At 43.6% G+C, this 12,999-nt stretch carries 11 protein-coding genes; 1 reads left to right on the top strand and 10 read right to left on the bottom strand.

The genetic code is table 11. The annotated features are described in order from the left end of the window. Positions 1–53: 53 nt before the first annotated feature. From DWW60_RS06195 to argC, 7 genes are all read right to left on the bottom strand, one after another. Positions 54–989 carry a GerMN domain-containing protein gene (locus tag DWW60_RS06195; RefSeq protein ID WP_117874671.1) on the bottom strand — a complete coding sequence of 312 codons (936 nt, stop codon included), beginning with the start codon at positions 987–989 and terminating at the stop codon, positions 54–56. Between the two features lie 9 nt (positions 990–998). Beyond that, positions 999–2,474: a sensor histidine kinase gene (locus DWW60_RS06190; protein WP_022217180.1), complete on the bottom strand. Its 1,476-nt coding sequence runs from the start codon at positions 2,472–2,474 to the stop codon at positions 999–1,001. A 1-nt stretch (position 2,475) separates the two neighbouring features. Further along, positions 2,476–3,162 (bottom strand): response regulator transcription factor, encoded by a 687-nt coding sequence (locus tag DWW60_RS06185; protein ID WP_015533197.1) that lies wholly within the window; start codon positions 3,160–3,162, stop codon positions 2,476–2,478. Positions 3,163–3,192: 30 nt separating this feature from the next. Next, positions 3,193–3,810, bottom strand: a complete 618-nt coding sequence (locus DWW60_RS06180; protein ID WP_117874669.1) for a ComEA family DNA-binding protein — start codon at positions 3,808–3,810, stop codon at positions 3,193–3,195. 328 nt (positions 3,811–4,138) lie between these two features. Further along, positions 4,139–5,029 (bottom strand): acetylglutamate kinase, encoded by an 891-nt coding sequence (gene argB, locus DWW60_RS06175; protein ID WP_022217178.1) that lies wholly within the window; start codon positions 5,027–5,029, stop codon positions 4,139–4,141. Positions 5,030–5,257: 228 nt separating this feature from the next. Next, positions 5,258–6,484 carry a bifunctional ornithine acetyltransferase/N-acetylglutamate synthase gene (gene argJ, locus DWW60_RS06170; protein WP_117874667.1) on the bottom strand — a complete coding sequence of 409 codons (1,227 nt, stop codon included), beginning with the start codon at positions 6,482–6,484 and terminating at the stop codon, positions 5,258–5,260. A 21-nt stretch (positions 6,485–6,505) separates the two neighbouring features. Further along, the gene (argC, locus tag DWW60_RS06165) at positions 6,506–7,546 is read right to left on the bottom strand and encodes an N-acetyl-gamma-glutamyl-phosphate reductase (RefSeq protein WP_022217176.1); all 1,041 of its coding nucleotides are present in this window, start codon (positions 7,544–7,546) and stop codon (positions 6,506–6,508) included. 419 nt (positions 7,547–7,965) lie between these two features. On the opposite strand from argC, the gene DWW60_RS06160 reads away from it, so the two are divergent. Further along, complete coding sequence (locus DWW60_RS06160; RefSeq protein ID WP_004848633.1) at positions 7,966–9,204, top strand: argininosuccinate synthase; 1,239 nt, start codon at positions 7,966–7,968, stop codon at positions 9,202–9,204. Between the two features lie 132 nt (positions 9,205–9,336). Here the strand turns inward: DWW60_RS06160 and DWW60_RS06155 are convergent, their stop codons facing one another. From DWW60_RS06155 to DWW60_RS06145, 3 genes are all read right to left on the bottom strand, one after another. Then, positions 9,337–9,870 carry a hypothetical protein gene (locus tag DWW60_RS06155; RefSeq protein ID WP_004848629.1) on the bottom strand — a complete coding sequence of 178 codons (534 nt, stop codon included), beginning with the start codon at positions 9,868–9,870 and terminating at the stop codon, positions 9,337–9,339. Positions 9,871–10,214: 344 nt separating this feature from the next. Next, positions 10,215–11,117: an NAD-dependent epimerase/dehydratase family protein gene (locus DWW60_RS06150; protein WP_117874665.1), complete on the bottom strand. Its 903-nt coding sequence runs from the start codon at positions 11,115–11,117 to the stop codon at positions 10,215–10,217. 31 nt (positions 11,118–11,148) lie between these two features. Further along, positions 11,149–12,954, bottom strand: coding sequence for an alpha-amylase family glycosyl hydrolase (locus DWW60_RS06145; protein ID WP_158565883.1), 1,806 nt, complete (start codon positions 12,952–12,954; stop codon positions 11,149–11,151). Positions 12,955–12,999 lie beyond the last annotated feature (45 nt).

The raw sequence follows: 12,999 nt of genomic DNA, 5'->3' as shown, positions 1-12,999 counted from the left end.
CAGAATAATGGTCTCTTTATATTCGTATCCTCCTGTTTTGTTCAAACTTCTGTTTATATCTCAAGCTTTGAATAATCAGCAGTAAATTTCCTGCTGAGATCGATGTTGTTCAATCTGTTATTTGTATTATCCACATTTATCTGTACACTCTTGACATCTTCAAGCTCCATGAGGGAATCCACAACAGAATACACAAGTATCTCATCGTCCACACCTGCTGTTCCATCCGCAAAGCTCTCATTAAATGTTATCGTACACACATCGTCAGCATCATCCACAGTGACACTCTTAACCACAGTTTTCTCATTGAGCGGTACAACTGTTCCATCGTAACTCATTCTCAGTCCTGCAACCATCTGTTCCTCCAGTGATTCAGGCGCTGATCTGTCCAGATCTATGGTCTTCTGAACCAGCTTCTGTCCTGTGCTGTCCGGCATATATATGTTGTACTCTTCATGTGGATTCATGAAGTTGTCCATATCTGAAAATGAATCATTTGTGAGCTCCTCACGCACGATACTGTTCTCATTTGCAATGTCAGTGTATTCATACACAACCTTCTTCACCGATTCGATCTGTGTCAGAGTTCTCACAAATGCCGCCTTGCTTAGCACCATCTCATATGTGTCAGTGGCCTCCCAGTCAACGTTGAACATAAGATTGATCGTCGCCTGACCGTCATATGTATATCTCTGGTACGTAACGCCCTGGGGAACCGGAACCTGTTTATCCGTCATTTCCCCACTGTCCATCAATGCGTTCATCACAGTGTCGATAAGATTCTCCGTCGTGACGAGCTGGTCTCGGGTGAAAACCTCCGGGAACAGATCAGTCCACGTTGAGTTTGCGTAGTACAGAGTCAGATTTTCATCTGAATTGTCTGCTGAATTTTTCTTTCTACCATTCTTGCTGTCGCTTCCACACGCCACAAGAATCACCACTGCAGCCATGACCACGGCAGTGAGCATAATTCTTTTTTTCGTCGTCATATTAATCCCTTACTCGTGAGCCTGTAATGGAACCTTTACCGTAAATGTAGTTCCTTTTCCCGGTTCACTATACACATTTATAGTTCCTTTGTGCATGATAATTATATTCTTCGTGATGGCTAGTCCCAGACCGGTTCCACCAGTGTCTCGACTTCTCGCCTTGTCTACTCTGTAGAATCTCTCAAAAATATGATTTATGCAATCCTCCGGTATTCCTACACCGGAGTCTGCTACCTTGATATAGAAGTTCCTGTGGTCTGAATTGAGCGAAACCTTTATCCAACCGCCATCAACGTTATACTTTATTCCATTCTCTATCAGATTCGAGATCGCAAGAGTAAACTTCACCTTGTCTATCTCTGCCTTTATGTCTCCAAAGCTCTCAAATGAAAGCTGTATACTTCTCTTCTCCGCCAGAGGCTTAAGTCTCTTGAGTATGAGATCCATAAATTCATTCATATCCACAGGCTCTTTATTCAGGCTGTCAGGGCCTTTGTCAGTCTTAACGAGTGTAAGCAGATCACTTATGATCTCTGCCTCCCTGTCTATCTCCTGAACTATATCCTCCATGAATTCTCTGTACATCTCCGCCGGCACATCACTCTGGGTGAGCAGCGACTCTGACAGAACCTTCATGGATGTTATCGGTGTCTTTAACTCATGTGAGACATTTGACACGAATTCCTGACGGGACTCCTCAAGAAGCTGTGCCTTGTTGAATATATCGTTTATATCCTTTGTCAGCTCCTGTGTCTCCCTGAACATACCGTCCACGCTCATCGGTTCAAGGCTGCCGCCTTTCATTCCCTCTATCTCGTTTCTGACATGGTTCACATCCCTGACTGATAACTTAGCCGCAAAATAAGCAGCTATCAATCCAAGTATCAACGATATCGCAAACAGATAAGTTGCATTTCTCTTCATATATATTGACAGGTTCTCGAGAGCATCGGTCTCAAGAGATATCAGTGCCACCGCATCTGTATAGCCCTCACTGTTGATCACTGGAACTATGCGTCTGTACACATTTTCCTCTGTCTCTGATATATACTTCTGCTGCCCCTTCATTACGCTGAACACGTTCTCATCCACCAGATATCTTCCGGTGTCTTTTCCATAGGAGTCCACCACGACCTTGTAATCAGTATCCACTATAACTATACGGGCAGAGAGAGAATAAGCCATGGTCTTTATCTCGTCCACGGCTCTCCCTATATCATCCTCCGCCTTGTGTTCATTCACTATATGGGCAATGTATTCTGCACACTCCTGTGCGTGTCTGTCAAGATTTCTCTCACTCTTCGAATTCACAGTGCCCGCCAGTATCCACAGTGCTGCATAGGCGATCACTGCCACACTGACTGCCACTATAAGCGATATGATCGTTCTCTGCCCCACTCTGATACTGACTCTGGATCTCTCCTGGGCGGTATTCTTCTCTTCAATTTTTTCTGTTTCAACTGTTGCACGTTTCTTTTTTTTCATATCAGCCCTTGAAGAAATATCCTACTCCCCATTTTGTATGAATGTATACCGGCTCACCCGGATTAGCTTCTATCTTCTCACGAAGTCTTCTAACATGCACATCAACTGTTCTCGCATCTCCCGGGTAGGAATCTCCCCAGATCGTATTCAGGAGTTCATTTCTTGAATATACCTTGTTTGGATGCGCCATGAGCAGCTCAAGAAGGTCAAACTCCTTGGCTGTCAGATTAAGCTCCTTACCACCGACAAATACACGTCTGCTGTCAAGCTCAACCTTCATTCCGTTGATCTCCATTACATTTGACGGTTTTGCAGGTGCCTGCTTGCGGTTGCTTCTTCTAAGTATAGCCTTGATCCTGGCCTTCACCTCAAGAATATTAAATGGCTTTGTTATATAGTCATCTGCACCATACTCGAGTCCCATGATCTTATCCATGTCCTCACCCTTTGCAGTGAGCATGATAATAGGAACATTGGAAAACTCTCTGACCATCTGGCAAACCTCTATTCCTGTGTATACAGGTATCATTATATCCAGCAGAACTATATCGTAATCATTTGCCTTTATCTTCTCTATAGCTTCACCGCCATCGTAGGCTGTATCCACTTCCATATCGTCCTGTTCCAGGCTGAACTTCAGCCCCTTAACGATCAACTTCTCATCATCCACAACAAGAACTTTCTTCATCTTAACATCCTTTCTACCCCGAGACTCATTCTATTCTGTCGATATATATGTCTCCAGTTTCTCATATATACTGTCTCCTATGCCGCTGACATTCTTAAGGTCTTCTTTGCAGGCAAATGCTCCATTCTTCCGTCTGTACTCAACAATCTGCGAGGCCTTCGTCTCGCCTATTCCCGGTAACGTCATAAGTTCCGCAACATCTGCACTGTTGATGTTGACCAGTTTCTGTTCCGACGCATCTGTCCCGGCTTCGCTCTCATCCGGAAGCTGTTCACCTCCGACAGGAAAGTACAGCTTCTGACCATCCTCAAGCACATCTGCAAGATTCACCGCAACGGTATCTGCGTCATCGGAGAATCCTCCCGCCGCCTCAAGGCCATCATTCGCCCTGGATCCGGCTTCGAGCTCATATACGCCCTCATTCTTCACTGCTCCGCATACAAAAACTGTTATGTATTCTGGAGTTTCTGAATGTATCGTTAGACTCTCGTCTGCTCCGTCTTCTTCCGCGCCTTGCTGCGAAGCTTTCTCCGTAACATTCTCTTCTGAATTACCGGATATAGTTACCTGTTCTTCTCCACAGCCGGAACACAATAATGTCATTGTCAGCACGCATAAATATGCTAAATTTTTAATTATTTTCTTCATCGTGCGACACCTCCTGTGTCAGCACAGAATTACACAGGTTTATTGTATCTAAACACCTCTGAATTTACAACAATATATTTCTATTTTATTTCATTTTTGTTACTTTTTTCACAAAAGAGCCCTTTTATCCCTTATTCATTGATACTTTTTACAATACATAAAAATGTAACATTTTTATAAACTCCCCGATTCAGATCAGACATAAAAAAACAGCATATACGCCCGGTGCTCTTCCATCCTTACAGATGGCTGTCCACCATGGTCATATATACTGTTTTATAATTTACTATTTTATTATTTGAAGCTTTGTTATATTCTGCCCCGCATCCTAGAATAAAGGCTCCTTGAGGATAGCAGTTCCGATACCCTTCTGGGTGAAGAATTCAAGAAGCAGGCAGTGCTGGAGACGGCCATCAAGTATATGCACTCTTGAAACTCCATTTTCCATGGCTGTGATACAGTTGTTAAGCTTTGGAAGCATACCACCGCCGACAACGCCCTTCTCTATGATGTCCTTTGCCTCGTGTATATCCATCTCTGAGATAAGTGTTGACTTGTCTGTTGGATCAATAAATACTCCCTCGATATCTGTGAGGAATACAAGCTTCTCAGCCTCAAGAGCTGTTGCTACTGCACAAGCAGCATCGTCCGCATTGATGTTGTAATCCTCGTAGTTCTCATCCACTCCTATAGGTGCGATAACCGGGATGAAATCATCCTCGATAAGTGATGTAAGGATGGATGTGTCAACATTTGTTATCTCTCCCACATAACCTATATCCTTGCCACCAGGGAACTTCTTCTTGACTGTGAACATTCCGCCGTCCTTGCCGCTGATTCCGACTGCCTTAAGTCCGATCTTCTGCATGAGACTTACAAGACTCTTGTTGACCTTGCCGAGAACCATCTCTGCGATCTCCATCGTCTCTGCATCTGTAACACGGAGACCGTTGATAAATTCTGCCTCCTTGCCGACCTTCTCTACCCATTTGCTGATCTCCTTGCCGCCACCGTGTACGATGACCGGCTTCATGCCGACAAGCTTCAGCATGGCAACGTCCTTGATAACGTTGTACTTGAGATTCTCGTCAAGCATAGCGCTTCCGCCGTACTTTACAACCACTGTCTTGCCCTGGAATTTCTTGATATATGGCATAGCCTCTATCAGTGTCTGTGCCTTCTCAATTACCTGATCTACTGTGTAATCACCTATAACCATTTTTCTGTCCTTCTTTCTTCTATATTTATATATCTTCGTTTTATCTACCTTAGGTTTATCTGTCTTTTGCCTTCAACTTTATCTTCCAGCCTGATCAATGTCAACGATTAACGCATCGTCTCAATTTAGTCTTATTTGATTTATTGACTACAATCTATTTTTAAATTTACGCAATATGTTTTATCTTATAACCTGCTTCCATTTTTATATGGCTTATCTCACTGGATTTTACTTTCTATAATCCGCATTTATCTTGATATAGTCATATGTGAGATCGCAGCCCCACGCTGTGGCCATCTCATCCCCCATATTCATATGCGCCTTGAGCTTTATCTGCTTCTCTGAGAGTATGTGGCTTGCTTCCTTCTCATCGTAATCAGTTGTCACTCCATGCTTTACGATCTCAAGATGTCCTGCCACACTGGCTATCTCTATATCCACCCTGTACGGATCAAACTTCACGCCGCTCTGTCCCATGGCGCACACTATTCTGCCCCAGTTGGCATCAGCTCCGTACATGGCACACTTTACAAGATTGGAGGCCACTATCGCCTTTGCCAGATGTCTTGCAGTATCCTTATCCGGCATGCCCGACACATCCACCTGAAACATCTTGGTAGCGCCCTCGCCGTCCGAGGCTATCGCTCTGACAAATGCGCGGTTGATATATCTTATTGCCTCGACAAATGCAGGAAAGTCGTCATCGGTCTCCAGCAGTTCCTCGTTGCCCGCCATGCCATTTGCAAATATCATGACAGTGTCGTTGGTGGACATATCTCCGTCCACTGACACCATGTTGTATGTATCGACCACATCAGCCTTAAGCACCTTGCCCAGCAACTCTGAACTGATATTCAGGTCTGTCGTGATAAAGCTGAGTACGGTTCCCAGGTTAGGATTGATCATTCCTGATCCCTTACACATACCTCCGATGGTAACATGCTGCCCCTTGATCTCTAAAGTTACGGCTATCTCCTTCTTATAGATATCAGTCGTCTTGATCGCCTCCGCGGCATCCACTCCGGCATCTATAGAATATGAAAGCTCCGACACCAGCATATCTATACCGCTCTGTATGACATCCATCGGAAGTCTCATTCCTATGACTCCTGTAGAAGCCACCGCAACCGTGCTTGGATCTATGCCAAGGCTCTTACCTACATGAGCCGCCATGGCCTCCGCATCATGGATTCCCTGCTCTCCGGTACAGGTATTTGCCACACCGCTGTTTACCACCAGCGCCTGACACATTCCCACATTCTGGCAAAGCCGCCTGTCGTATATGACCGGAGCCGCCTGAACCATGTTCTGTGTAAATGCTCCTGCCACATGAGCCGGAACATCGCTCACCAAAAGTGCCATATCTTTTTTCAGTTTATTTCTTCTTATTCCAACGTGAAGTCCCGCTGCACGAAATCCAGCAGGAGCTGTCACGCCTCCCGGAATTATCTTCATCCTACCACCTTATTTCCAAATTTATGGGAAAACAGGAGCCATGCGGAGACCCTCTGCCTCGTCAAATCCAAACATGATGTTCATGTTCTGAACCGCCTGACCTGCAGCACCCTTTACAAGATTGTCAAGTGCGCCCATGGCGATGACTCTGTTTGTTCTCTCATCTATCTTAAAGTTGACATCCACATAGTTGCTGCCCTCAACCCATCTTGTCTCAGGACATACATCCTTGTCGAGGACTCTGATAAATCTCTCATTTGCATAGTACTTATCGTATGCGGTTCTCACTGTATCGTAATCGACCTTCTCCTTGAGGTTGGCATATGCTGTCACAAGTATTCCTCTGTTCATAGGAACAAGGTGTGGAGTGAAGTTGATAACTATCGGACTGCCATTCGCATATCCAAGCTGCTCCTCTATCTCAGGGGTATGTCTGTGTGTCGTAACTCCATAAGCCTTTATGCTCTCATTGACCTCACAGTAAAGATTTGCGATCTTCGCGCCTCTTCCTGCACCTGATGTTCCGGACTTGGCGTCAACGATGATGGAGTTGGCATCAACCAGACCTTCCTTAACCAGTGGGTAGAGTGAAAGGATGGAACATGTTGTGTAGCATCCAGGGTTTGCAAGAAGTCTGCACTTCTTTATATCCTCCCTGTTTATCTCACAGAGACCATACACAGCCTCGTCAATAAACTGTGGGCTCTTGTGCTCTATCTTGTACCACTTCTCATAAGTAGCAACATCCTTTATTCTGAAATCTGCACTGAGATCTATGATCTTCACCTTTGACAGAATCTCCTCATTCACCAGTGATCCGCACAGTCCCTGTGGTGTAGCTGTAAATATGACGTCTACTTTTGATGCAAGCTCCTCCATGTTGTCGTCCATACACTTTGCGTCCACGATCTGGAACATATTGCCGTATACCTGATAATATTTCTGATCGATAAAGCTTCTTGAACCGTACCATACGATCTCCGCTTCCTTATGTCCAAGAAGGATTCTTACTATCTCCTGTCCTGCGTATCCTGTCGATCCGATAATTCCTACCTTAATCATAACTGCCTCCATATATATGTAAAAATTTATATTTCCATTCCCACGGATTTGTCTTAAGGCATATCCTGTTTGATTGTATACCCACTTAGTCAGCCTAGTCAACATTCATCTAATCAGACGATATGTTATCCCTCCTACAAAAAACTTTTTATAATTATACATTTTGATTGCATATTATGCAATGGTTTTTTTGAATATTTGCATAATCGTTAAAAATATACGGTTCATCAACGTTTTTGCCGCCATTTAGCTATGTATCCATGTATAAATCACATGCATATTATACGCTGATTAAATGGATATTTTGAAAAATTGCTTGCATAATATACATTTGCGTTGTATAGTTCATGTAGGCGAAAAATGGAATATATTATAAAGTAATTTTTCAAAACACTATATTTATAGGAGGATTTATTAAAATGGCTAAAGAAAAAGTTGTACTGGCTTATTCAGGCGGTCTTGATACCACTGCCATCATCCCATGGTTAAAGGAGACATACGGATACGATGTTATCTGTGCATGTATAGATGTAGGTCAGGAGAGCGAGCTTGAGGGACTTGACGAGAGAGCAAAGTATTCAGGAGCTGAGAAGCTTTACATCATCGATGTTGTAGATGAGCTCTGCGATGAGTACATCATGCCAACAGTTCAGGCTGACGCTGTATATGAGAACAAGTATCTTCTCGGTACTTCATTTGCAAGACCTATCATTGCAAAGAAGCTTGTTGAGGTTGCACGTAAGGAAGGCGCTGTTGCCATCTGCCACGGAGCTACAGGCAAGGGTAACGACCAGCTTCGTTTTGAGCTTTCTATCAAAGCTCTTGCACCGGACATCAAGGTTATCGCTACATGGAGACAGCCTGAGTGGACTATGCAGTCACGTGAGGATGAGATCGCATTCTGTAAGGCACACGGCATCGATCTTCCATTTGATGCAAAGCATTCTTACAGCCGTGACCGTAACATCTGGCACATCAGCCATGAGGGCCTTGAGCTTGAGAATCCTGCAAATGAGCCAAACTACGATGACCTTCTGGTTCTCTCAGTTACACCTGAGAAGGCACCTGATGAGCCTGAGTACATTGACCTTGACTTCGAGAAGGGCTACCCTGTAGCACTCAACGGCAAGAAGATGAAGACTTCTGATATCATCCGTGAGCTGAACAAGCTCGGCGGAAAGCACGGTATCGGTATCATTGATATCGTTGAGAACCGTGTTGTCGGCATGAAGTCACGTGGTGTATACGAGACACCTGGTGGAACTATCCTCACAGAGGCTCATAAGCAGCTTGAGGAGCTCACACTTGACCGTGATACTATGGAGTACAAGAAGCTTGTTGGAACAAAGTTCGCAGCACTTGTATATGAAGGAAAGTGGTTCTGCACTCTCCGCGAGAGCCTTTCAGCATTTGTTGCCAAGACTGAGGAGCGTGTAACTGGTCATGTAAAGATGAAGCTCTACAAGGGTAACATCATCAAGGCTGGTACTACATCAGATTATACTCTGTACTCAGAGAGCCTTGCTTCATTCACAACTGGCGACCTCTACGATCACAAGGATGCTTCAGGTTTCATCAACCTGTTCGGTCTTTCAATGAAGGTTCGTGCTATGATGGATCAGAAGCGTGAGGAGAAGGACAACGCTAACAATAAGTAATTTATTATAGTGTAGACATGAAACATCCCCCATCATACTCGTTATGAATATGATGGAGGATGTTTTTTTCTTGACAAAACAAAAAGACTGAAATAGAATATATCAAAAGAAATGGGTTTTCACCGTACAGTTTTACGACTCAAGCGGGCTGCTCGTTTCTTTTTTTATTGTGGTAATATCATGCAGGTACTTATTACCATCCTCTGAATGTTTTATAAGAAGAATAGCTGTGAATATATTATATCTATCTAAATTGCCCGTTTTATCATCATACACAGGCAGTCCAAACCTTATATCATATCTATACCAACCATATTTAGCATCTTTATTATGCTTTTGCTCTTTATTCTCTTCCCAACGTGGATTTTTGGCTATTTTTATTAGCTCTGGAATTCCCTGTGATGCTGATGCCTTTGCCTTTTTTCTTGCACCTTTTAATGCAATTCTGCTTTTCGAACCTGCATATTCAGACGGAAATTCTTTTCCAATATAAACAACATCATTTGTTTCTGTAATTTCATAACAATCCGATATATAGCCTTTTAAGTATTTTTCTATCTGCTGCCAATCATCTTTTGATAAGCCTTTAAATTTTTTGTCATTAATAATTACTATTTGATTATTATTTTCGTCCGTTATTATACTAACATTCCTGTTTTTTATCATTCAGTAACTCCTTTATTATTTTATATTTGCCAAAAATCATTATGGAAATTAAACTATAGAAATTTCAGATCACTTATTTCTACTAAAAAAGAACTAAAATCTTATTTGAGAACAATGAGTAAAACTCCATCATTGTCAAGAACTCTCTCACTATGTATCTGCATTATATCAATGCTAGCGAAGATGTAAACCCACTTATAACGAATTTACACTTTCTTAATGAATTTATACACATCGTATATCTCGACGATATTTGAATGTATATCTATAAAAAAAGATCCGGAGCCGAAGCTCCAGATCTCCCTAAATACATATCATTTACAATATCGCTGCACCAACGTACATTATTTTAAATTACAGTCTATATATTCCATATATGACTTTTTTCCAACTTCTGATTCATTTTCCACATACCACTCTGCGCATTCTTTCAATCCATCTTCCAATGATATTGTCTCCGGGTATATTTTGTTCTGCTGCTGCACATCGAGATAATATTCATAGTTATAAAAACTGAAATAATTTCTCTGTTCTATATCCTCACTGACATTTACAAACGCAGGGATCTTATCAAAGCAGGCGTAACACATCGTCACCCAGTCTTTTATAGTGACCGGCTCCACATTTCCCACATTCATGATATGAGTCTCCGGCTTTTCCTCTATTACTCTCTCCATCAGGATACAGAGATCCTTCACATGGAAGAACTGCAGCTTCATTCCACCATCTCCGGGCAGATAAAATGGTCTGTCCGCCCTGGCGCAGTCAAATACAAAAGCCTCCCTGTATACATTGTTCATAGGTCCATAAATATATGGTGGTCTGAGTATGTAAGCATCACTCACTCTGTCAAGTAATGCATCCTCCGCAGCAATCTTATCCTTACCATATGACCCCCAGTATCTGTTGAGTGCCCGTTCTGAATCTTCACGGAATGGCTGGTCTCCATGCTCTGGATACACTGCACTTGAGCTGATCATGATATACTGACCAAATGAACCAAGGCTGTCACATAAGTCTGTGATATCTTCCGCATTATATGCGGTTATGTCCGCCACAACATCAAAATAGATGTCTTTGAGTTTGTCTCCCAGGTCATGCCTGTCCGCTTCTATAAGCTTCGCACCTGGAACCTGCGGTCTTGAATTTCTGTTGACCACATACACCTCATATCCTTTGTCCACAAAATAATGCGCCGCATACCGGCTTACAAATACTGTACCACCCGTTATTAGTATTTTCTTCATGGAGAGCCTCCTTTAAATTGGGATTTTTTATCTACTCACCAAGTTCCAGCACCACGCTCTCATTTCCAGCTAATTTCACTGAACTGAGGTCTGACACACCTGTCTCACCAGAACTTGAATAAAGTACATTTGTAACTGTTATGTCTCCGCAATCAGCAAGTGATACCGTCTGATCGCCCTCTGCAAAGTTGTGCACTACCAACAGTTTCTGTCCATCCGCCTCACGGAAGTACGCTGTCACACTGTCACTTGTGAGCGCTGCCGCTCTATAGTTTCCTTTCATAAGGGCTGGATTGTCTTTTCTAAGCGCTATCAGTGTCTTGTAATATGAATACATTGAATCCGGATCTTTCATCTGTTGGTCAAGTCCCTTTGTCTCTGCATTCTGATCGTCCTTTTCCCATGACGTGTTGTATGTACTGTCATCTCCCCACAGGAATGGTGTCCTTATCATCTCATCCGGCTTGCTGCCGTACATTCCAAGTTCCTCGCCATAGTAAATATATGGATTGCCTGGAAGCGTCATATATACCGCCGCAATCTGTCTCGCCTTATCCAGGCTGTTCACCGACGATGCTATCCTGTCCTGATCGTGATTTGCTCCAAATATTCCATTCAGGTAGTTGGCATCCACGCCGTCATATTTATTCTGTATATTCTCTATCGCCACGGAAAGAGAATCGCCAAAGCCTGGCACCGCCATGCCTTTCTGTACGCAGTTCAGTATCTTCTGCTGAATCGCAAAATCAAACTTCGTGTCAAATGGCTGGACATAATTTTCCAGCACCTTGTCATCCTGCCATACCTCACCCACCAGATATACATCAGGATTTATGCTCTCGCAGTAACCGGCAAATTCGTTCCACCAGGTGATATTTGCCGCTTCAGAATCTTCCTGCTGCTTGAACTCGTGTGCCCCATAGATATGAACTGCGGCGTCCATACGGAAACCGTCAAGACCAAGCTCCAGAAAATGACCGGCGGCATCCTTTGCAGCCTGTCTCACCTCCGGATTGTTGTAGTTCAGATCCGGCATATCCGCGCCGAACACACCATAATAATAGAAGTCTCCTTCCTGGTGCCACACCATATCTCCCCAGCTTGATTTGTCGAGAAGATGATTGCAGTCTTTCTTGTCGGTCTTGTACACCCACCTGTAATAATCTCTGTACTCGCTGTTCTCATCGGACTTTGCCGCCTGAAACCACGGATGATTGATACTAGTGTGATTGATGACCAGATCCATGATTACTTTCATGTCTCTGCTGTGTGCTTCGTCAAGCAATCTCTTAAGATCATCCTCTGTTCCGTAATCGGGATTCACCGCCATGTAATCCGTCACGGAATATCCGTGATAGGTATCGGATACAGTGATCGGCATGAGCCATATCCCATCGATCCCGAGCTCCTTCAGATAGTCAAGTTGCTCCGTGACGCCATTCAGATCGCCTATACCATCACCGTCTGAATCGGCAAATGATCTGACAAATATCTCGTAATACACACCGCGATTACCCTCTTCGTCGGTCTTCTTACGAGGCTCTGCCGTAAATTCTGCCACATCGTATGCATCACTGGAATATGTTCCCTCTGCATAAGGCTCGTCATTATCCTTTTTAGACTCCTGTCCATTTTCTTCTTCGGCTCCGGCATCTGTCTGATCGTTTGTCTGACCATCCGCCAAAGTCTCTGCTTCTGACGACGCAGCACCGTCCGCTCCGTCATCTGTTTTGCCGCACCCTGTACCGAGTCCAAGTGTAAGGGCCAGCATAACCACTGCAAGTCTCTTCTGCAGTCTGAGTAAGTTGTTCTGTTTCAGCACTTTCTTTTTAAGCACTTTCTCGTTCCTCCTATACTCCCTCCAAAGAACATTATAACAGAC

The organism is Coprococcus sp. AF16-22, from assembly GCF_003461545.1.
Taxonomy (GTDB): domain Bacteria; phylum Bacillota; class Clostridia; order Lachnospirales; family Lachnospiraceae; genus Coprococcus; species Coprococcus aceti.
This window is presented reverse-complemented; position numbering and strand designations above follow the sequence as displayed.